The 20,699-nt window shown below is 60.9% G+C and carries 22 protein-coding genes, 1 rRNA gene and 2 pseudogenes; 19 read left to right on the forward strand and 6 right to left on the reverse strand.

The genetic code is table 11. The features are described 5' to 3' along the window. Positions 1-90 (forward strand): 5S ribosomal RNA (rrf, locus tag C8E02_RS17835); the annotation flags it as partial. Between the two features lie 129 nt (positions 91-219). Here rrf and C8E02_RS13215 read toward each other — a convergent pair. Then, positions 220-429, reverse strand: a pseudogene (locus C8E02_RS13215) (IS3 family transposase); the annotation flags it as partial. On the opposite strand from C8E02_RS13215, the pseudogene C8E02_RS13220 reads away from it, so the two are divergent. Further along, positions 420-1,280, forward strand: a pseudogene (locus C8E02_RS13220) (IS3 family transposase); the annotation flags it as partial. The pseudogenes C8E02_RS13215 and C8E02_RS13220 sit on opposite strands and share 10 nt — an antisense overlap. Positions 1,281-1,498: 218 nt before the next feature. Here the strand turns inward: C8E02_RS13220 and dcd are convergent. From dcd to C8E02_RS13235, 3 genes are all read right to left on the reverse strand, one after another. Then, complete coding sequence (gene dcd, locus C8E02_RS13225) at positions 1,499-2,068, reverse strand: dCTP deaminase (protein ID WP_047968178.1); 570 nt, start codon at positions 2,066-2,068, stop codon at positions 1,499-1,501. A 75-nt stretch (positions 2,069-2,143) separates the two neighbouring features. After that, positions 2,144-2,452, reverse strand: a complete 309-nt coding sequence (locus C8E02_RS13230) for an STAS domain-containing protein (protein ID WP_238377357.1) — start codon at positions 2,450-2,452, stop codon at positions 2,144-2,146. Between the two features lie 14 nt (positions 2,453-2,466). Then, positions 2,467-3,639, reverse strand: coding sequence for a sensor histidine kinase (locus tag C8E02_RS13235; protein WP_047968152.1), 1,173 nt, complete (start codon positions 3,637-3,639; stop codon positions 2,467-2,469). A 196-nt stretch (positions 3,640-3,835) separates the two neighbouring features. Here C8E02_RS13235 and C8E02_RS13240 point away from each other — a divergent pair, with 196 nt between their 5' ends. Genes C8E02_RS13240 through C8E02_RS13285 form a run of 10 tightly spaced genes read left to right on the forward strand, consistent with a single transcriptional unit; the run spans position 3,836 to position 13,025 of the window. Beyond that, complete coding sequence (locus C8E02_RS13240) at positions 3,836-4,777, forward strand: chemotaxis protein (protein WP_047968180.1); 942 nt, start codon at positions 3,836-3,838, stop codon at positions 4,775-4,777. Between the two features lie 30 nt (positions 4,778-4,807). Beyond that, a complete protein-coding gene (locus C8E02_RS13245) occupies positions 4,808-5,743 on the forward strand; it encodes a chemotaxis protein (RefSeq protein ID WP_120811398.1) in 936 nt (311 codons plus the stop codon). Positions 5,744-5,787: 44 nt separating this feature from the next. Beyond that, positions 5,788-6,177 carry a chemotaxis response regulator CheY gene (gene cheY / locus C8E02_RS13250; RefSeq protein ID WP_082133817.1) on the forward strand — a complete coding sequence of 130 codons (390 nt, stop codon included), beginning with the start codon at positions 5,788-5,790 and terminating at the stop codon, positions 6,175-6,177. Positions 6,178-6,210: 33 nt separating this feature from the next. After that, positions 6,211-6,942, forward strand: coding sequence for a protein phosphatase CheZ (cheZ, locus tag C8E02_RS13255; RefSeq protein WP_120811401.1), 732 nt, complete (start codon positions 6,211-6,213; stop codon positions 6,940-6,942). A gap of 55 nt (positions 6,943-6,997) precedes the next feature. Continuing rightward, positions 6,998-8,863: a chemotaxis protein CheA gene (locus C8E02_RS13260; RefSeq protein WP_120811403.1), complete on the forward strand. Its 1,866-nt coding sequence runs from the start codon at positions 6,998-7,000 to the stop codon at positions 8,861-8,863. An 11-nt stretch (positions 8,864-8,874) separates the two neighbouring features. Beyond that, the gene (locus tag C8E02_RS13265; protein WP_047968156.1) at positions 8,875-10,092 is read left to right on the forward strand and encodes an EAL and HDOD domain-containing protein; all 1,218 of its coding nucleotides are present in this window, start codon (positions 8,875-8,877) and stop codon (positions 10,090-10,092) included. Positions 10,093-10,124: 32 nt separating this feature from the next. Then, positions 10,125-10,766 (forward strand): tRNA (adenosine(37)-N6)-threonylcarbamoyltransferase complex dimerization subunit type 1 TsaB, encoded by a 642-nt coding sequence (gene tsaB / locus C8E02_RS13270; RefSeq protein ID WP_120811405.1) that lies wholly within the window; start codon positions 10,125-10,127, stop codon positions 10,764-10,766. Beyond that, on the forward strand, positions 10,759-11,208 hold the full coding sequence (rimI, locus tag C8E02_RS13275) for a ribosomal protein S18-alanine N-acetyltransferase (protein WP_120811407.1): 450 nt from the start codon (positions 10,759-10,761) through the stop codon (positions 11,206-11,208). The genes tsaB and rimI overlap by 8 nt, the downstream gene beginning before the upstream one ends. Then, positions 11,205-11,984 carry a uracil-DNA glycosylase gene (locus tag C8E02_RS13280; protein ID WP_120811409.1) on the forward strand — a complete coding sequence of 260 codons (780 nt, stop codon included), beginning with the start codon at positions 11,205-11,207 and terminating at the stop codon, positions 11,982-11,984. Before rimI ends, C8E02_RS13280 begins: the two co-directional genes overlap by 4 nt. A 48-nt stretch (positions 11,985-12,032) precedes the next feature. Continuing rightward, complete coding sequence (locus tag C8E02_RS13285) at positions 12,033-13,025, forward strand: recombination-associated protein RdgC (protein ID WP_120811411.1); 993 nt, start codon at positions 12,033-12,035, stop codon at positions 13,023-13,025. A 112-nt stretch (positions 13,026-13,137) separates the two neighbouring features. On the opposite strand, the gene C8E02_RS13290 is transcribed toward C8E02_RS13285, so the two are convergent. Then, positions 13,138-15,117 carry a lytic transglycosylase gene (locus C8E02_RS13290; protein WP_120811413.1) on the reverse strand — a complete coding sequence of 660 codons (1,980 nt, stop codon included), beginning with the start codon at positions 15,115-15,117 and terminating at the stop codon, positions 13,138-13,140. A gap of 143 nt (positions 15,118-15,260) precedes the next feature. Then, on the reverse strand, positions 15,261-16,034 hold the full coding sequence (gloB, locus tag C8E02_RS13295; RefSeq protein WP_211329247.1) for a hydroxyacylglutathione hydrolase: 774 nt from the start codon (positions 16,032-16,034) through the stop codon (positions 15,261-15,263). Between gloB and C8E02_RS13300 the strand changes: the two genes are divergently transcribed. The 7 genes from C8E02_RS13300 to phoU all read left to right on the forward strand — a co-directional run bounded on the left by C8E02_RS13300 (position 16,033) and on the right by phoU (position 20,692). Beyond that, the gene (locus C8E02_RS13300) at positions 16,033-16,794 is read left to right on the forward strand and encodes a class I SAM-dependent methyltransferase (RefSeq protein WP_238377360.1); all 762 of its coding nucleotides are present in this window, start codon (positions 16,033-16,035) and stop codon (positions 16,792-16,794) included. The genes gloB and C8E02_RS13300 overlap by 2 nt on opposite strands. Further along, the gene (gene rnhA / locus C8E02_RS13305) at positions 16,787-17,230 is read left to right on the forward strand and encodes a ribonuclease HI (protein ID WP_047968164.1); all 444 of its coding nucleotides are present in this window, start codon (positions 16,787-16,789) and stop codon (positions 17,228-17,230) included. The genes C8E02_RS13300 and rnhA overlap by 8 nt, the downstream gene beginning before the upstream one ends. A 46-nt stretch (positions 17,231-17,276) precedes the next feature. Next, a complete protein-coding gene (gene dnaQ / locus C8E02_RS13310) occupies positions 17,277-17,999 on the forward strand; it encodes a DNA polymerase III subunit epsilon (RefSeq protein WP_120811415.1) in 723 nt (240 codons plus the stop codon). Continuing rightward, entirely contained in the window at positions 17,996-18,679 is a 684-nt protein-coding gene (gene ispD / locus C8E02_RS13315) for a 2-C-methyl-D-erythritol 4-phosphate cytidylyltransferase (protein ID WP_120811417.1), read from the forward strand. Before dnaQ ends, ispD begins: the two co-directional genes overlap by 4 nt. A gap of 4 nt (positions 18,680-18,683) precedes the next feature. After that, positions 18,684-19,166 (forward strand): 2-C-methyl-D-erythritol 2,4-cyclodiphosphate synthase, encoded by a 483-nt coding sequence (gene ispF / locus C8E02_RS13320; RefSeq protein ID WP_120811419.1) that lies wholly within the window; start codon positions 18,684-18,686, stop codon positions 19,164-19,166. A gap of 23 nt (positions 19,167-19,189) precedes the next feature. Beyond that, positions 19,190-19,852: a ribose-5-phosphate isomerase RpiA gene (rpiA, locus tag C8E02_RS13325; protein ID WP_120811421.1), complete on the forward strand. Its 663-nt coding sequence runs from the start codon at positions 19,190-19,192 to the stop codon at positions 19,850-19,852. A gap of 126 nt (positions 19,853-19,978) precedes the next feature. Then, positions 19,979-20,692: a phosphate signaling complex protein PhoU gene (phoU, locus tag C8E02_RS13330; protein WP_120811423.1), complete on the forward strand. Its 714-nt coding sequence runs from the start codon at positions 19,979-19,981 to the stop codon at positions 20,690-20,692. Positions 20,693-20,699 lie beyond the last annotated feature (7 nt).

The raw sequence follows: 20,699 nt of genomic DNA on the forward strand, positions 1-20,699 counted from the left end.
CCCACGCCTTCCCATTCCGAACAGGACCGTGAAACGCCTTAGCGCCGATGATAGTGCAGATACCTGTGTGAAAGTAGGACACCGCCAGACGCCCCCTTAAACAAAGCCCAGCTTGAGACATCAAGCTGGGCTTTGTGCTTTGTGTGCGCGGAAAACGCTTTCTCGTGATCCTTGAAAGCAAAGCAAAGTTGGTCTGTCCCGCTCCCCATGGACAGCGGGTTAAGCACTAAGCACTGAACGACGGCGTTCGAATTCAATCGGAGTCAAATACCCTAGGGTCGAATGACGTCGTTGGTGATTGTAAAAGCGGATGTAATCAAACACATCTGTACGTGCCTCCTCGTAGCCTCGGTAGTGGGTCAAATAAACCCGTTCCGACTTCAGAGAACGGAAGAAGCTTTCCATCGCAGCATTATCCCATCCGGGCCCACGAGCAGCAGTTTCCAGTCCGACGACTGTGTCGTGTCATGTCAGTACACCCCAGTGGCTACTACGCCTGGAAAGCGTCCCCGCATTCACCCCGTGCCCGCGAAGACCAACGCTTGCTGGGGCAAATCAAGCAGGCTTGGCTAGAGAGTGGCGGTGTCTATGGCTACCGCAAGGTGTATGGCGATCTGCGGGCTCTGGGCGAGCGCTGCGACAAACACCGCGTGGCCCGGCTGATGAAGCAGGAGGGACTACGTTCGCAGACGGGCTACCACCGACGTCCGGGGCATTACCGTGGCCGGCCCGCAGTGGTGGCGCCGAACCACCTGCAGCGCCAGTTCACCGTGGATGCGCCGAATAAAGCCTAGGTGACCGACATCACGTATATCCGTACGCATGAGGGGTGGCTGTACCTGGCTGTGGTGCTCGACCTGTTCTCGCGACAGGTCATTGGCTGGTCGATGCAGTCACGTATCGATAGAGAGCTGGTGCTGAATGCCTTGTTGATGGCGGTATGGCGATGCCAGCCCAAGCAGGAGGTGCTGGTGCATTCCGATCAGGGGAGCCAGTTCAGTAGCTACGACTGGCAGGACTTCTTGAAGGCCCATCGCTTGGTACCCAGCATGAGTCGGCGGGGGAACTGCCACGACAATGCCGTGGCGGAGAGTTTCTTCCTGTTGCTGAAGCGGGAACGCATCAAGCGAAAAACCTATCACGACCGGGAGGAAGCCCGACGAGACATCTTCGATTACATCGAGATGTTCTACAACCCGAAGCGCCGGCATGGTTCCGCAAATGTGCTATCGCCGGTAGAGTTTGAGAAGCAATATTTCCAACGACTCAAGAGTGTCTAGAGAAGCCGGGGCGATTCAGTCGATTGAAGCTGAGGTAAGAAATGGCTGTGCTCGTCTTGCTTGAAAATAAAGCAAAAAAAGAGCGTTGCGGCAAGGGGGAACCACAACGCTCAGGAAGAAACACGTCAGCAACAGTATTGCCCGCCGTGTTCTTCATCCTAGACTAGATGGCCTGAATTGCGAGAAGGAATTGCGCTGTGACGGGCCTGGCCAATGCCTCAGGTGCGTGGCAGGGTAACGCCGACTTGTCCCATGTACTTGCCGGCGCGATCCTTGTAGGAAACGTCACAGATTTCGTCGGACTCGAAGAATAGCACCTGCGCCACACCCTCGTTTGCGTAGATTTTTGCTGGCAGCGGCGTGGTGTTGGAGAACTCCAGCGTGACGTAGCCTTCCCATTCAGGCTCAAACGGGGTGACGTTGACAATGATGCCGCAGCGGGCATAGGTCGATTTTCCCAGGCACACGGTCAGAACCGAGCGCGGAATCTTGAAGTATTCGACGGTGCGAGCCAAGGCAAAGGAGTTGGGCGGGATGATGCAGTAGCCCTTGCCGGATACCTCGACAAACGATTGTGGATCGAAGTTCTTCGGGTCGACGATGGTGCTGTTGATATTGGTGAAGACCTTGAATTCATCGGCGCAGCGAATATCGTAGCCGTAGCTCGATGTGCCGTACGAAATGACTTTCTCGCCGTTAACCTGCTTGACCTGCTCGTACACGAATGGCTCGATCATGGCCTGTTCTTCAGCCATACGACGGATCCACTTGTCGGATTTGATGCTCATCTTGTTGTTTTCCAAGGCGCTTGAATTAGCTGCGGATTTTACCGTCCATGCCGGCAGTGGGGCTACCGGCAAGTATCAAGAAATATTGAATAGCTTGGTAAAACAGGCAATTTCCAGTACCTGGCGCACGGTCTCCCGGCAGTTGACCAGTGCCAAGCCCTTGCTAGCGCTGCTGGTGCGTTCTTTCAGCAGTAGCAGCATGCCCAGTGCCGAGCTGTCCAGATAGGGTACCTGATCGAAATCGACCTCAATTTCGGTGATGTCATTGTTGTCGAGCAATTCTTGGCTTGCTTGGCGGAATGCCTTGTGGGCATTGAAATCGAATTGGCCAACAAGAAAGATGCTGCCAACATGGCCGCGCAGTTTAACAATAGGTTTCATCATGGAGTCATTGCCATTCATGGTTCGCCAGCCTGTGGAAGGACAACCGAGAACACGGTGCTGTCATCTTCGCGATGATAGCTTAGCTCGCCCCCCAGTGCGTCAATTACCCGCTTGGTGATGGCGAGGCCAAGACCGGTGCCGTTCGCTCTGGTCGTGAAAAAGGGTTCAAAGATACGGGGTACCAGCTCTGGAGCAATGCCTGGGCCGTTGTCTCTTATTCTGAATGTAAGACAGTTTTCGCGGTTCAGCACCTCCAGCGTGATCTTTCCGTCGGCCGGTACGTGTTGCAGTGCATTTTCGAGCAGGCCGATCATGGCCGCTGCCAGCTCTTTGGGGCGGCAGTTCAGCGACGTTTGCTCCAGTGCCGCGGCATGAATCTGAAAGTGCACGCCATGGCCCTCGCACTGTGGCGCGAAGGACTGCTCCAACTCGTGTACCAGTTCGGGTAGCGGGTAGCGGGTGATCTGTTCGCTGGAGGTGTTCTGGCGCACAAAGCCCAGCATTTCCTGGGTGAGTCCCTCCAGCGCTTGCAGGCGGTCGACAATCTTACGTGAAAACTTTAGTCGTTCCTCGGCTGAAAGTGTTGGCCGCTCCAGGTTCTTGGCGTAGAGCAGGGCGGTGGCCAGTGGGGTGCGCAGCTGATGGGCCAGCGATGCGGCCATTTGCCCCATGGAGGCGAGCTTGTTTTGTTGTGCCAGTTGCTCATGCAGGTGGCGCAATGTGCCCACGTCATGAAGGAGGAAGATCGTCGACCGGTCGTCTAGTGGGCAGGTTTGCAGGGTCAGGTAGCGTGTCCGGCCGCTATGCGGGTCGGCAAGGTGGATTACGCCGTCTGCATCCATCTGCCGCAGTAGTGCTGCTTCGTTCCAGTGCGCGTCTCTCTGCAGTCCGGGCAGCATCGTTTTCGCTGCATTGTTCAATGAGATGATCTGTTTTTTTGCATCGGTTTCGATGACACCGGCAGGTAATTCATTGACGAGGGTGGCCAGTCGCTGTGCCAGCTGGGCGTTGGCTTGCGACTTTTGCAGTAGCTCATCATTGGCTTGGGTCAACTGAGTGTTCAACTCTTCAACTTTGATCTCAAGCTGTTGGTATGCTTTGATCAACTCATCGGTTACCGCATTAAAGTGGGCAAATGTTGCGGCCAACGTTTCCGGGGTGGTATTTGTTGATAGATTATTCGACATTAAGCAGGCGCCATTTGTAAAGGCTAGTTAAACCGTATGATAATCCTACCCCTGTGCGCGGGATGTGATGGTGCTGGACTCCTTATGGAGCACAGGCGATACTACCCGGAGTGTTGCCATTCTGGAATGTAAAGCTTGACGCAGGCTGGCATGAATGTCTTTGTCGTAAGAAATGAATTTTTCCTCGGAGGTTTCCGTGTCTGAGCTTCTTAAAAAAATCGATGCCCGCACCAAGCTGGCAGGAACGAACAAACTGGAAATTCTCTTGTTCTCTCTTGGGGTTGACCAAAGAACGGGGCGCAAGGAGACCTTCGGTATCAATGTTTTCAAAGTGCGTGAAGTGATGCGGACCCCGGAAATCACCTCTGCGCCGGAAATGCCGTCTTCCGTCGAAGGTATGGTTAGTCTGCGTGGCAGCCTGGTGCCGGTGATCGATCTGGCACGCTACGCCGGCATCGTCAGCGAGAAACGCCCGGAAATCATGATCGTGACCGAGTACAACGGTCATACCCAAGGCTTTCTGGTCGAGGCGGTAGATACCATCCTGCGTCTGGATTGGGCAGCAATGCGGGTGCCGCCGGAGATGATTACCAACCGGATGGGCGGTCTAGTCACTGCGGTCACTGAGCTGGATGGCGGTACGCTGGTCATGATGATGGACGTTGAAAAGGTGCTGGCGGAAACAGCCATGTACGGTGACGAGCACCAGTTCATTGGCATCGATCCGATTAAAGAGCCGCGCATGGTGTACTTTGCCGATGATTCGGCGGTTGCTCGCAAACAGATCCAGCAAACATTTGAGGTCATGAACATCAAGTATGCTTCGGCTATCAATGGAATGCGGGCATGGGATGACCTGCAGCGCATGGCGTCGCAGGCCGAGCTGGCCGGGCGCAAGTTGAGCGATGTCGTGAACCTGGTGCTGACCGACGTCGAGATGCCTGAGATGGACGGTTATATGCTGACCAAGCTCATCAAGTCCGATCCGCGCTTCCATGGCATTCCGGTGCTGATGCACTCCTCGCTGTCGGGGCAATCCAACCAGAAGCTGGGTGAGTCGGTTGGCGTCGATGCCTATGTATCCAAGTTCGAGCCACAAAAGCTCTCGATGAAAATCCGCGAGATGCTGAAGATTTGAGCTGATTTGCGCTTTATTTAAGGAGTGGCCATGTCCGCATCTGATGCCTCTTTGCTAGCCAATATCGATGCCCGTACCAAGCTGGCGGGATCGAACAAGATGGAAATTCTGCTGTTTTCGTTGGGTACCCGCGAAACATTCGGGATCAACGTGTTCAAGGTGCGTGAAGTGTCGCAGACGCCTTTCGTCACCAAAACCCCCAATATGCCGTTTGGTGTCGAAGGGGTATTGTCCCTGCGCGGCAACATCATCCCCGTGATTTCGCTGGCCAAGTTCATTGGTTGTGAATTGGCGGAGGGTGGCTACAACACCATGATCGTCACCGAGTTCAACAAAAGCACCCAGGCTTTCTTGGTGGATTCGGTGGATCGCATCATTCGTGTCGATTGGGACAAGGTGCGCGCGCCTGAAAACGTGATGAATACCACCCAGCAGACGCTGATCACGGCGGTGACCGAGCTGGATGACGGCAAGCTGGTCTCCATTCTGGATGTTGAGCAGATCCTGTCCAGCGTTGTCGGCGAGACCCGTTTGCCGGATATTCCACAGGCGGCGCTGGAGGATGACCAGTATGTCTTCTTCGTCGATGATTCGGTGGTGGCGCGGAAAGAGATTTCCAACGTGATGGACAAGATGTCCCTCAAGTATCATCAGGCAAACAACGGCAAAGAGGCGTGGGACAAATTGCAGGTGCTGGCGAACAGAACTTGGTCCGACTCCGAAAGCCTGCACGACAATCTGAAACTGATTCTGGTCGATGCGGAAATGCCGGAAATGGATGGTTATGTGTTGACCAAATTGATCAAGTCGGATGCCCGGTTTTACGGTATTCCGGTGGTGATGCACTCGTCCCTGTCATCCAATGCCAACCGGGCCATGGGCGCCAGTGTCGGTGTTGATGCCTATGTCGCCAAGTTTGACCCTGCGGTGCTTGCGGATACAATCATTCCTTTCCTTCAGCGCTAGGAACAAAATAAGCTGGGAATTGATATCAGCTCAGGAAAAAGCCAATGATAGATAAGAATATGAGATTTCTGGTTGTTGATGATTTCTCAACAATGAGAAGGATTGTGCGCAACCTCTTGAAGGAATTGGGTATTACCAATGTCGACGAAGCCGAGGATGGTCAGGTTGCATTGCACAAGCTGAAGACACAGCACTTTGATTTCATCGTGTCCGACTGGAACATGCCAAACATGACCGGCATCGAACTGCTGCGTGCGGTGCGGGCTGATCCACAGCTGAAAACGCTGCCGTTCCTGATGATTACCGCCGAAGCAAAACGCGAAAACATCATCGAGGCCGCAACGGCTGGAGCCAGTGGCTACATCGTGAAGCCGTTTACTGCCGCGACACTGGAAGAGAAGATGGGCAAGATCTTCCAGAGCCTAAACAAATAAAAGCAGCCTGTACTGTTGCCAGGAGAAATTGTCGTGCCGGATCATCTTCTTGAAAGTGGCGATTCGCCAGAGCTGGAAGCTCTATTTGAAAGCATTGCCAAACAGCAGGCCTCTCAGCAGGAGGCACCCTCGGCAGAGGTTGATGGTGCGAATCCCCAGGCCGCATTGGCAATTTATGCCCAGGTCGGCCAAATGACCCGCAAGCTGCACGATGCGCTGCGTGAGCTTGGTTACGACAAGTCCTTGGAAAAGGTGGCGGATGCCCTTCCTGACGCCAAGGACCGCTTGGGTTACATCGCCACGCTGACGGCCAATGCCGCGGAGCGGGTGCTGAATGCAACCGATATTGCCCGTCCGATCCAGGATGAGCTGCAGTCCCAGTCCGCAAGCTTGTCGGGCCGTTGGGACCAGCTGTTTGCCAACCAGTTGTCGGTTGACGATTTCAAGTTGTTGGCTGCAGATACTCGCCGCTTCCTGGCCCAGGCGCCACAGCAGACGGCGGCGACCAATGCCCAGTTGCTGGAGATCGTGATGGCGCAGGATTTCCAGGACTTGACCGGGCAGGTGATCAAGAAGGTCATGGACATGGTCAAAACGCTGGAAAGCGAGCTGCTGACCGTGTTGATCGAGTACCTGCCAGCCGAGAAAAAAGTGGAGCTGGGTACCGATCTGCTGCAAGGTCCGGTCGTGAATCCTGATGGCCGTTCCGACGTGGTAACCAATCAACAGCAAGTGGATGATTTGCTGGAAAGCTTGGGTTTCTAAGCCGCGCGATCGTCTAGGCCGTCTACTGCGGGCCGATAATGAAAAGGAAGTCAAAATGAGCGACTTTGCAGGTATGGAAGATCTGATGCAGGATTTTCTGCTCGAGTCCACGGAGCTGTTGTCCGATGTCGACAACAAGCTATGCGAGCTTGAGAAACGGCCTAATGACAAGGCGTTACTGAATGATATCTTCCGGGGCTTCCATACCATCAAGGGCGGAGCCGGCTTTCTGAATGTGTCGGCAATGGTGACCATCTGTCATCGTACCGAGAACCTTTTTGACAAGCTGCGCAACGGCGAGTTGCCGCTGTCGTCAGAGTTGATGGATGTGATCCTGGATGCGACGGGCGTGGTGCGCGGCATGTTCACCACCTTGTCGCAAGGGCTGTCGCCGGCCGCGCCTGATGCCGGCTTGCTCGCGGCTTTGGACAGTGCGCTGGCAGGCAACCTGGTGCCTCCCGCTGCACCCGTGGCTGCACCGGCTGCGGCACCGGCTGCGGCCGCCAATACACCGGACTGGAATGTGTTGCACGCGGCAGTGACCAAGACCGGCGCTTCCGCTGCAGCGACACCGGCTGCGGTTGCAGTGGTAGCGGCGCCGGTTGTCGAGGCCGTAGTCGAGACGCCGGCGGTGCCAGTCGTGGCCGCCAAGCCGGTACCGGCAAAGATGGCGCCACAACAAGGCATGGCCAGTGCGCCGCCGGAAAATACCATTCGTATTGATACCGTTCGTCTGGACCAGGTGCTGAACCTGTCCGGTGAAATCGGCCTGACCAAGAACCGCCTGACCACGCTGCGTACCGAAATCCTGCAGGGCAATATGGAGACGCATACCCTGCGCTCCCTCGACGAGGCGATCAGCCAGCTCGACCTGCTGGTCAGCGATCTGCAGAATGCGGTGATGAAGACCCGTATGCAGCCGATCGGGCGCCTGTTCCAGAAGTACCCGCGTCTGGCGCGGGACCTGGCGCGGCAATTGGGCAAGGAAGTCGAACTGGTCATTACCGGCGAGGAAACCGAACTCGACAAGACCATGATCGAGGACTTGAACGACCCGTTGGTACACTTGGTGCGCAATGCGGTCGATCACGGCGTGGAGTCCTCCGAAGAGCGCATCAGCGTCGGCAAGAAGCCGCAGTCGCTGGTGCAGCTGTCGGCCGAGCAGGTTGGCGATCATATCGTTATCGAGATCACCGATGACGGCAAGGGGATGAATCCCGAGGCGCTGCGCCGCAAGGCCATCGAAAAAGGCCTGATCGATGCGGAAACGGCCAACGGTCTCGACGAGAAGCAGTGCCTGCAGCTGATTTTCCTGCCGGGCTTCTCCACCAAGGACCAGATTTCGAACGTGTCCGGCCGCGGTGTCGGCATGGACGTGGTACGCACCAATATCCAGAAGCTGAATGGCCGTATCGACATCAACTCCGAGCAGGGTGTCGGCACCAAGATCAGCATTTCGCTGCCGCTGACGCTGGCCATCCTGCCGGTGCTGGTGGTGCGTGCCTGCAACCAGCCATTTGCCGTGCCGCTGGCCATGGTGCGCGAAATCATTCCGATCGATGTCGCGGCGATCCAGGAAGTATCGGGGCGGCCAACCATCGTGGTGCGCGACGAGATCCTGCCGTTGAAGACACTGGCCAATCTGCTGAACTGGGCGCCGACACAGAAGCCGCAATTCGGTGTGCTGATGCAGTCCGCCGAGAAGTCCTTCATCCTCGCCGTCGACTCCTTTGTCGGTCGTGACGATGTGGTGATCAAGCCACTGCAGAACATTCGCCCGAAAGGCGTTGCCGGTGCCACCCTGTCCGGTGACGGTTCGGTGGTGCTGGTGCTGGACATGGAAGACTTGCTGATGGGGCAGGCGGATGCACCGAGTGGTGGCGCGATGATGCTTCGCAACGCTGACAACTATTCTTACTGAGCCTGCTTGCAATGTCCGTATCGGCTTTTTTGGGAAGACAGCCTGTTCTGAACCGTAACCAGCAGCTCATCGGCTATGAGCTGCTGTTCCGTGAAAGTGAAACCTCGACCGAAATCGGGCGGCATGCCGAGCTGGATGCCGATACCGAGGTGCTGGTCAATACCCTCAACCACATGGGTACCAGCTGGCTGATCGGCAACAAGCTGGCTTTCATCAATGTCGGCGAGTCGATGATCGGCAGCGACTTTCTGGAGTTGCTGCCGCCGCGGCGGGTAGTGCTGGAAATCTCCGGCAAGCTGACGCCTTCCAACGAGCTGCTGTCCCGTGTCCGTCACCTGCGTTCCCTCGGCTTCGGGGTGGCGCTGGATGGCTTTTCGTTCGAATCGCCGGCGGCGGCCTTTCTCGACCTGGCCAACTACGTCAAGCTGGATGTGCAGTCGATGGATGCACAGGCCTTCCAGACGCTGGCGGTACGTTTGCGCAGCTATCCGGTGATCCGTATCGCCGAGCGCGTCGAGACCTATGAACACTACCATCTGGCCCGCGATCTGGGGCTGGACGGCTATCAGGGCTACTACTTTGCCAAGCCGGAAACCCTGTCCGCCAAGGTGATACACCCCAGTTTTGCCAATACCCTCAAGCTGTTGAACCTGCTGCGTCAGGATGCGGCGCTGAAAGAGGTGGAGGCGGTGCTGAAAACCGACGTTGCGCTGTCCTTCAAGTTGCTGCGCTACGTCAACTCGGCCGCAGCCGGGCTGAATACCACTATCAGTTCGTTCTCGCATGCCTTGACGGTACTGGGCTACAAACGCCTGTACCGCTGGCTGACGCTGCTGCTGGTGACCAGTTCGGAAAACGGCCTGATGCCGGCCGCGCTGCAGAAAACAGCGGTGTCGCGCGCGCGCATGATGGAGTTGATCGCACTGGAGTCCGGTCTGCCTTCCGATGTCGCGGACAGTTTCTTCATCACCGGCATGTTTTCGTTGCTGGACGTGATTTTCGATATGCCGATCGCGCTGGCGCTGGAGCATCTCAACCTGCCGGAAGAGATTTGCGAGGCGCTGATGGTGCATGCCGGCCGTTATGGCCTGTGCCTGGAACTGGTGCTGGCGATGGAAGCCGGCACCGACAATCTGCCGCAACTGGCGCAGCGCCTGAACATCGAGGCCGAGGCCTTGAACCTGTTGCACACCAGTGCACTCTCTTGGGTGGAAGAGCTTAGTCTATAATCACCCCTCTGTTTCTCTCGGTTAACTCAATCATGAAGTATCTGGCTATCGATACGTCGAACACGCATGTTTCGATTGCGGTCGCTGTGGACGAGCGTTTTTTCTCGGCAACCTTGCCGGTGGTGAATGGCCATTCCGAAGAAACCCTGCCGCTAATCCAGCGCCTGCTGACCGATAGCGGCATCGGCTTGGCCGAACTGGACGGCATCATTTACGGCCAGGGGCCGGGTGCCTTTACCGGTTTGCGCATCGGTTGCGGCATTGCGCAGGGACTGGCGCTGGCGCATGACTTGCCGCTGATCCCGGTGCCGACGCTGGACGTGATTGCCTTCCAGTCCGGTGTGCCGGCGGTGCAGGTGGTGATGGATGCGCGCATGAACGAGGTCTACACCGCGAGCTATCGCGACGGCGTGGCGCTGACGCCGATCACGCTGCAGGCGCGGGGCGAGTTGACCGTTCCCGCCGATATCCCGGTGCTGGCGGGCGACTGCGCACAGGAGCTGACCTGCCCTGGCAAGACAGTGTACGAGCTGCGTCCGGATGCGGCCAGCTATATCCGGCTGGTACGCCGTGGCGGCTATGCTGCCGTGGCGCCGGAGGCGGCGGGGCTGCTGTATATCCGCGACAAGGTGGCGCTGACCGCCGCCGAACAGCAAGCACGCAAGCATGGCTGAGCTGCGCCGGCTGTCCGATCCGGCCTTGGCCGAAGCGCTGCACGGGCTGGAGGCGGCGGTGTGCGCACATCCGTGGGCCACGGCGGTCTACGCGCAAACGCTGGCCTCCGCCAGCGAACGGGTGCAGGTGCTGCAGCCGGCAGACGCGTGGCTGGCGGTGCTGGTTTCCGAGCAGATTCTGGACGAATTGCATATCCACAATATTTTCGTGCCGCTGGCCATGCAGCGTCGAGGCCATGCCCGCGCCGTGCTGCAGGCGGCCTTGGCCGAGGCGCAGGCCGCCGGTGCCAGCCGCTGCCTGCTGGAGGTGCGCGCCGGCAATGCCGCGGCCATCGGCCTGTATCGCTCGCTCGGTTTTGTCGACTGCGGTGTGCGCAAGGGCTATTACCGGCATGAACACGGCCGCGAGGACGCGCTGCTGATGGAGTGCCCGCTATCATGAGCCGCCAACATCTGCTGCTTCGCGAGCTGGGGCTGGCACCACGCTGGCGCTTGCGCCATGGCGTGGCGCCGGAGCCAGTATTGACACCGGTCTTGGCACCGGTTGCGGCCAACCTTGTGCCTGCTGCCGCACCCGTGGTGCCAGCGGTCGCCGCTCCGGTGGTTGTGCCGGCGGTGGCAGCGGTGCCGGCGCCTGCCGTTGTCGAAGCGGCCGCGACCGCGTTGCCGGAGTGGGCCGCCTTGCAGCAGCAGGTAGCAAGCTGCACCGCCTGTGGCCTGTGCCAGACCCGTACCCAGGCGGTGTTCGGCAAGGGCAATCCGCGGGCGCGCATCATGCTGGTCGGCGAGGCGCCGGGTGCGGAAGAGGACAAGCAAGGACTGCCGTTCGTCGGTAAGGCCGGGCAACTGCTGGACAATATGCTGGCTGCCATCGGTCTGAGCCAGGACGATGTCTTTATCGCCAATGTGCTGAAGTGTCGCCCGCCGGGCAACCGTAATCCGGCCGTCGACGAAATGGCCGCCTGTGCCGACTACCTGCGCTGGCAGATTGCCCACGTCCAACCGGAGGTGCTGGTGACGCTGGGCCGCTTCGCCGCCCACGCGCTGTTGCAGAGCGATGCCGCCATTGGCGCGCTGCGACGCGAGACGCACCAGTATCAGGGCATCCCGTTATTCGTCACTTTTCATCCTGCGTATCTGCTGCGCAGCCCTGGCGAAAAAGCCAAGGCGTGGCAGGATCTGCTGGCTATCCGTCGTGCGCTGGCCAAAAAGGCCTGATGTGGCGCAGCGACCGTTCCCTTCTTCTGGATAATTCAAGTCAATATCATGTGGTTCCGACAACTTAGTTTTTACCAGCTGCCTGCCCCGGAGCAGATTGTGGCCAGCAAGCTGGCCGATGCCCTGAATGCCCGTCAGTTCCAGCGCTGTTCCGGCCTCGACTGGTTCAGCGAGGGCTGGGTCGCTCCGGCCCCCCATCTCGACGAGCCGCTGTATGTGCAGCGCGAGCGCTTGCTGCTGTCGCTGCGTCGCGAGGACAAGGTGTTGCCGGCCGGCGTAATCCGCGACTTCCTGGATGCCAAGCTGCGCGACATCGAGCAGCAGGAGCTGCGCAAGGTTGGCCGCAAGGAAAAGCTGGCGATGAAGGAGCAGATCACCGACGACCTGCTGCCGCGCGCCTTCACCCGTACCAGCCGCACGGCCGCCTATTTCGATCTGACGCGTGGCTGGCTGGTGGTGGACAGCGGCTCCGCCAGCAAGGCGGAAGCGTTGCTGAGTAATCTGCGCGAGGCAATGCCGCCGCTGCCGGCCACGCTGCCGCGCACGGTGCTGTCGCCGCACACGCTGATGACCGACTGGCTGGCGGCGGGCGAGGCCAGCGGCGACTTCGTGCTGGATTCCGACTGCGAGCTGAAGGACAGCTCGGAAAACGGCGCGGTCGTGCGCTGCACCCGCATGGATCTGACCGCCGACGAGATCCGTCAGCATATCGCCACCGGCAAGCAGGTGACCCGCCTCGGTCTGATCTGGCGTGAGCGCATCCGCTTCACGCTGACCGATACCCTGCAACTGAAAAAGCTGCAGTTTCTCGACGTGCTGCAGGAAGAAGCCAGCCAGGCGGGGGACGACGCCGCCAGCCTGTTTGAGGCGACCTTCCTGCTGATGAGCGAGGAGCTGGGTGAGCTGATCGACGATCTGGTGCAGGCGCTGGGCGGCTTGCAGGATGCGGCCAACGTTGCGCCTCCGGCTGCTGCGCCGACCGCATCGGCACCGCCAGCCGCCGCCGCGGCGCCTGGCACGGTCGACGTGCCCTGGGATTGATGTCGTGTGCCTGCCGCCGTTGGCGGCAGGGTGCCTTGCTAGCGTGACCATCATGAAAAACGCCTTGCACCGACCGGTGCAAGGCGTTTTGTCATGGTTTGCCGGATGCGGCTTACAGCCCGCCGTCCTCGACGCGCAGCACCTGGCCTGGCTGGATCTGGTTGGCAACCAGCTGGGTGTTCCAGCGCTGGATGTCGCTGTGATGGATGCCGAACTTGCGGGCGATGCTGAATACGGTATCGCCGGCCTGCACCACGTACTCGGTCGATTTGCGTGCCGGCTGCTGATAGGCAACGGTGCGCAGTGGCGATGTCACGCTAGCGGTGACGTTGCCCAGCGGGGCGCCCAGCACGCGCAGGTTCTGCCCCAGCTTGACCGCGTCGCTGTTCAGCGTGTTCAGGCTTTTCAGCTCGGCCACGCTCATGTTGTAGCGACGCGAGATGTTGTACAGCGTGTCACCGTTGGCAACGACATGGTTTTCAACGCGGGTGGCCGGGCGCAACGGCAGCTCGGGAGCGTCGCTGGCGCTGGCCACTACGGTCGGTGCCGGTTTGGCGCGCGGAGTCGGCGCGGCTTGCGGTTTGCTGACCGGCTGGCTCAGTGCGACGGTAGTGCTGTTGCCACTGGTGGCGGCAGGCGCGACGACGCTGCTTGCCACGACGGCAACGGGAGTGACGCTAGCGGCAGGGCTGTTGGCGGCAAGGGCGACGACTGGCGCGGCTACCGGTACGGCAACGGGGGTCATCGGGCTGTTTGCCGGCGTGCTGGCGGCGGGGCTGCTCACGACGCTGGCGACGGCGGGCGCGATGGCTGGTGTCACGGTGGTTTGAGTGGTCGCGGCAACGCTGAGGCTCGCGACGCGTACCACTGGCTGTTCACTGCTGCTGACCGGGTTGCTGGCCAGCAGCACCGGCGCGCTGGCCGGGGCGATGTCACTGGCTTCCAGTGTCGCCGGGGTATCCTGGTTACGGGCGGCAACCAGCACCGGACGGCCGGCGTTGACGGTGCGGTTGCCCTGCAGGCTGTTGGCGACCAGCAGCTCGTTCGGGTTCATGTCGAATTGCTGTGCCAGCTCGGTGACGCTGAGGTCGCTCTCCGGTACGTGCACCTGCCAGGTCAGCAGCGGCTTGTCCCATTTGGCCAGGTTGGTCTCGAAGCGGTGCAGCTTGGTCGCCGGCAGCAGCATCTGGCGGCCGCTCTTGTGGGCATACACCGGCAGGTTGAACGCGGGGTTGAGTTCCTTGAACTCGGAGACCGGCATTTCCGCCAGCTTCGCCGCGATGTCGATGTTCATGTGCTTGCCGGTGCTGACGGCGACAAAGGCCGGCTTGTTGGGCAGCACGTCGATGCGCAGGCCGAAGTTCTCCGGCTGCGCCATGATGTTGCGGATGGCGAGCAGTTTCGGCGCGTAGTTGCGCGTCTCGGCCGGCATCACGATGTTTTCGTAGGTTTCGGTTTCGCCCTTGGCGCGCACGCGGCTGATCGCCTTGCTCAGATTGCCCTGGCCCCAGTTGTAGGCGGCCAGCGCCAGGTTCCAGTCGCCGAAACGGTTGTACAGCACCTGCAGGTAATCCAGCGCAGCGCGGGTGGATTCCACCACGTCGCGGCGGCCGTCATACCACCAGGTCTGCTCCAGTTCGTACTCGCGGCCGGTGGCCGGCATGAACTGCCACAGGCCGGCGGCGCCGACCGGCGAGCTGGCGCTCGGTACGAAGGAGCTTTCCACTACCGGCAGGAAGGCCAGTTCGGTCGGCATGCCGCGTTTTTCCACCTCGTTCATGATGTGGAACAGGTATTTGCGGCTGCGATCGAGGGTGCGGCGCAGGTATTCCGGGCGCGCGGTGTAGTACTTCTCGTGGCGGCGTACCAGCTCGGGATTCACCTCCGGCAGCTGGAAGCCTTCGCGCGCGCGTTGCCACACGTTGTCGCCGTTGCGCAGCAGGCTGGTGTTGATCAGCATCATGTCCAGACCGGCGGCCAGGCCGTCGTCGACACCGGGCGTGCTCCAGCCCGGTATCGTCACGCTAGTGGTCGCGTGGGCGGCGGGCAGGGCAAGGAGAACGGCGAGGGCGAGCGGGGTAAATTTTTTCATGGCAACGGCCTGATCGGAGCATATCGGGCGATGCTACCACGCCCGCCTGCGACGTCAATTATGAAGCGCTATGTTGTTCATTTAATTTCTTAATTTTTGTGTCTTTCACGACAAAACTATTTGCCAGGCGGATGAATGGCCATTCAGCTGGTGCGGAAGTCATTTTTCCATTGCCGCAGGGTGGCAAATACACTCAGCGCGTCATTGCCGCCCCCCGGCTGATGGTGGCGCGCGGCGCGGCGGATGCCGGCCTCGCCGCAACGCAGGAACGGGTTGTGCTGCAGCTCGTCCGCCAGCAGGCAGGGCAGCGTCGGCAACTCCTGCTCGCGTCGTGCGCTGTCGCGTTGCCAGCGTTGCTGCAGCGCCGGGTTGTCCGGCTCCAGTGCCAATGCAAATTGTAGATTAGCCAGCGTGTATTCGTGTGCCGGATAACACAGCGTCTGCGCCGGCAATGCGGCCAACCTTTGCAGCGAGGCGTGCAGGCTTTCTATGCTGCCGTCAAATACGCGGCCACAACCGGCGGCAAACAGGGTGTCGCCGCAAAACAGGTGTTGGCCGCAATGAAATGCCAGATGGTTGGCGGTGTGGCCGGGGACTTCGTAGACCTGGCAGTCCAGGCCCAGTGCCGGCAGCCGGCTGCCTTCCATCACCGGCACGCTGACGCCGCTGACACCGGCCGGGCCGTACACCGGACAGTCCGGCCACTGCGCGTGCAGCGCCGGCAAGCCGCCGATATGGTCGTGGTGGTGGTGGGTGATCCAGATCGCGTGCAGCCCAAGTTGCGTCTGCGCCAGAAACTGCTGCACCGGGGCGGCGTCGCCGGGGTCGACCATGATCGCGGCGCGGTCGTCGTGCAAAACCCAGATATAATTATCAGAGAACGCCTTGAGTGGGGTAATGCGTACAATGTCGGCCATGAATGATCCTGCAATGATGGAAGAGTTCGCTGACTGGCTGGCCAGCGCCGAACTGGGACAATACCTGCTGGCGCAGGAACAGGCTTTCTTCGACAGCGCGGTGGCCGACGTGTTCGGTTTTCGCGCGCTGCAGATCGGCCTGTGCCAGCACGATTTTCTCGCCATGAACCGCATCCCGTGGAAGGGTCTGGCGGCGGCCTGCGGCGAGCCGGGCGTGGTCTGCGATCCGGCCTTCCTGCCCTTCGACAGCAAGAGCCTGGATCTGGTCATTTTGCCGCACGGGCTGGATTTTACCAGCCTGCCGCACCAGGTCCTGCGCGAAGCGGCGCGGGTGCTGGTGCCGGAAGGGCGGCTGATCATCACCGGTTTCAATCCGGCGTCGCTGTGGGGCGTGCGCCGCTTGCTGCAGGGGCGGGAGGACAACCCGTGGCGCGGCAACTTCGTGTCGCTGCCGCGCATCCGCGACTGGCTGAAATTGCTGGAGCTGGAGCACGAGGCGACCTCATTCATGGCATACTCGCCGCCTTTGGCGCGCAAGGACTGGCTGGCCCGCTGGCAGTTCATGGAAAGCACCGGCGCACGCTGCTGGCCGCTGGCCGCCGGCGTCTATGGTGTCGTCGCCGTCAAGCGCCAGCGCGGCCTGCGCCTGATCACGCCGCGCTGGGCACCGGCCAAGCCGGCCCGGGCGATGCTGGTCGCCGGCGGCAACGACCGCAACCCGCTTACCCGTAGCTCTGATAACGAGACATTGCATGACTGACGAGATCGTCGAGATTTACCCTGATGGCGCCTGCAAGGGCAATCCCGGCCCCGGTGGCTGGGGCGTACTGCTGCGCTACAAGGGGCAGGAAAAGGAAATGTTCGGCGGCGAAGCCGGCACCACCAATAACCGCATGGAGCTGCTGGCGGTGATCCGCGGCCTGGAAACGCTGAAGCGCAGCTGCCGCATCGTGGTGTACACCGACTCGCAGTACGTGCAAAAAGGCATCTCCGAGTGGATCCACGGCTGGAAGACGCGCGGCTGGAAGACCGCCAGCAAGGAGCCGGTGAAGAATGCCGACCTGTGGCAGCAGCTGGATGCGCTACGCAACAACCACCAGGTGGAGTGGCGCTGGGTCAAGGGCCACGCCGGCCATGAATTCAACGAGCGCGCCGACCAGCTGGCCAATGCCGGCGTCGACAGCCTGCGCCGCTAGCCATCTGTCCGCCTGCGGCCAACCTTGAACCCCATCCGATACCATCATGCGCCAAATCATTCTTGATACCGAGACCACCGGCCTGGAGCCGAGCCAGGGCCACCGCATCATCGAGTTTGCCGGCCTGGAAATGGTGGACCGCAAGCTGACCGGTCGCCACCTGCACCTGTACATGCACCCCGAGCGCGAGATTGACCCCGACGCCGAGCGCGTGCACGGCATCTCGCTGGATTTTCTCGCCGACAAGCCGAAGTTCCACGCGGTCGCCGACGAGCTGGTGGACTTCATCAGCGGCGCCGAGCTGATCATCCACAACGCGCCGTTTGACGTCGGCTTCCTCAATGCCGAATTCAGCCGCCTCGGCATCGCGCCGGTGGACAAGCTGTGCGCGCTGGTCACCGACACCCTGCGCATGGCGCGCGACACCTTTCCCGGCAAGCGCAACAGCCTGGACGCCTTGTGCGACCGCTTCGAGATCGACCGCAGCAACCGTACCCTGCACGGCGCGCTGATCGACTGCGAGCTGCTGGCCGAGGTCTACCTGTGGATGACCCGTGGCCAGGAAAGCCTGATGATGGACGCCGGCCCCGGTGACAACGAGGGCGGCACCGGCCTCAACCTGGCGTTCGAGCGCAAGCCGCTGACGGTGCTGGCGCCGACGGCCGAGGAGCTGGCCGCGCACCAGGAGTACCTCGACCTGCTCGACAAGACGGTGAAGGGCAGCTGCCTGTGGCGCAGCATCGAAAGCCCGGCGCCAGCGCAATCATGAGCGATTGCATCGCGCTGGTCCCGGCCGCCGGCCACGGCAGCCGTTTTGGCGCCGCGACCCCGAAACAGTACCTGCCGCTGGCGGGTCGGCCGCTGCTGGCGCACACGCTGGACGTGCTGTGCCGCAATGCGGCGATCAGCCGCGTGGCGGTGGTGATCTCGCTCGGAGACGAGTGGTTCGACAGCTTCGACTGGCCGCAGCCCAAGCTGGAAGTGCTGCGCGTCGGCGGCCCCAGCCGTGCCGAGAGCGTGGCCGGCGGCCTGGCGGCGCTGGCGGCCGACGCCGACGACTGGGTGCTGGTGCACGACGCGGCGCGGTGCTGTCTCAGCGACAGCGCTTTGCAGCGCCTGATCGACAGCCTGCAGGGTGACGCGGTCGGCGGCCTGCTGGCGCAGCCGGTGGCCGATACCGTCAAGCAGGCGAGTCCGCAGGGCCGCGTCGCCGCCACCGTGCCGCGCGAAGGTCTGTGGCTGGCGCAGACGCCGCAGATGTTCCGCGCCGGCCTTTTGGCCGAGGCGCTACAGGATGCGGCCAACCCGGCGATTACCGATGAAGCCTCCGCCATCGAGCTGCTCGGCCATGCGCCGCGGCTGGTGGAGGGCGAGGCACAGAACTTCAAAGTGACGTGGCCGCAGGATCTGGCGCTGGCTAGCGCCATCCTGGCGGCACGCAAAGGATAAGCAGATGACGCCATTTCGTATCGGTCAGGGCTACGACGTGCACCGTCTGGTCGAGGGCCGCCCGCTGATGCTCGGCGGGGTGCACATCCCGCACGACAAGGGCCTGCTCGGCCACTCCGACGCCGACGCGCTGCTGCACGCCATTACCGACGCGGTACTGGGTGCGGCGGCGCTGGGCGATATCGGTCGTCATTTTCCCGATACCGACCTAGCATTCAAGGGTGCCGACAGCGGTCTGCTGCTGCAGGAGGCGATGCGTCGCGTGCGCGCCGCCGGCTGGCAGCTGGTCAACGTGGACAGCACCATCATCGCGCAGGCGCCGAAGCTGGCGCCGCACATCGATGCCATCCGTGCCCGCATCGCGCAGCTGCTGGACATCGACGTGGCCTGCGTCAATGTCAAGGGCAAGACCAATGAAAAGCTCGGCTACCTCGGCCGGGCCGAGGCGATCGAAACGCAGGCAGTGTGCCTGCTGGTGCCGCAATAATTCCTCATTCCGGAGAACACTCAATGGACCAGAATCAACTGAAACAGCTGGTGGCACAACAAGCCATCAAATTCGTGCCGGATGACTGCATCGTCGGCGTCGGCACCGGCAGCACCGTCAACTTCTTCATCGACGAACTGGCCAAGATCAAAGGCCGCATCAAGGGTGCGGTGTCCAGCTCGGTGGCCAGTACCGAGCGCCTGAAGGCGATCGGCATTCCGGTGTATGACCTGAACACGGTCGGCCCGGACGAGCTGCCGGTGTATATCGACGGCGCCGACGAGGTCAACCACCACCTGCACATGATCAAGGGCGGCGGCGCGGCGCTGACACGCGAGAAGATCATCGCCGCGGTGGCGCAGCAGTTCATCTGCATCGCCGACGAGAGCAAGTACGTGTCGGTGCTGGGTGCCTTCCCGCTGCCGGTGGAAGTGATCCCGATGGCGCGCAGCCACGTGGCGCGCGAGATCGTCAAGCTCGGCGGTCATCCGGAGTGGCGCATGGGCGTCACCACCGACAACGGCAACATCATTCTCGACGTGCACGGCATGCAGATTGCCGAGCCGGTGAAGCTGGAGCAGCAGATCAACCAGATCGTCGGCGTGGTCACCAACGGCCTGTTCGCGCAGCGCCGGGCCGACGTGCTGCTGCTGGGGACGGCCGATGGTGTGAAGGAATTCAGCTAAGTCCGGCCACGCTTGCGGCCAACGTTGGCCGCAAGCACTGCGTTACCGTCCATCTTGCTGCAACAGAACTGTCATGTTGCGCGTCTATCATGGCGCGCTTGAAGCCGAAAACCAACGAGGTCGCTCATGCCTGATCACATTTCCAAGCAGTTTGATATGGAGCTCGAAAATATCCGCACCCGCGTGCTGCAGATGGGGGGACTGGTCGAGCAGCAAATCCGCGCCGCGATGGAGGCGTTGCAGGACGGGGATGTGGATCGTCTCGACCGCGTGATCGCCGACGATGCCAAGGTCAATGCCTTTGAAGTGGCGATCGACGAGGATTGCCAGCACATCATCGCCCGCCGCCAGCCGGCCGCCAGCGACCTGCGCATGGTGATCACGGTGATCAAGACCATCACCGATCTGGAGCGCATCGGCGACGAGGCGCAGAAGGTGGCGCGCGTCGGTCGTTCGCTGTACCAGTCGTCGCGCTATCCGACGCCGCGCTTCCGCGAGGCCGACAAGATGGCCAAGTCGGCGCTGGCGATGCTGCACCGCGCGCTGGACGCGTTTGCCCGCCTCGATACCACCGCCGCGGTGGAGCTGGCCGAAGAAGACATGATGCTGGACGAGGACTATGCCTCCGAGCTGCGTTCGCAGATCACCTACATGATGGAAGATCCGCGCACCATCACGCTGTCGATCGATACCCTGTTCATCTGCAAGGCGATCGAGCGCATCGGCGACCACGCCAAGAACATTTCCGAATACGTGGTGTATCTGGTGAAGGGCAAGGACATCCGTCATACCTCGCTGGAAGACAAGAAGCGCGAGACCCTGCCGCAAGAACCGGTCTGATTTTGCG

Source organism: Vogesella indigofera, from assembly GCF_003633895.1.
Lineage (GTDB): Bacteria > Pseudomonadota > Gammaproteobacteria > Burkholderiales > Chromobacteriaceae > Vogesella > Vogesella indigofera.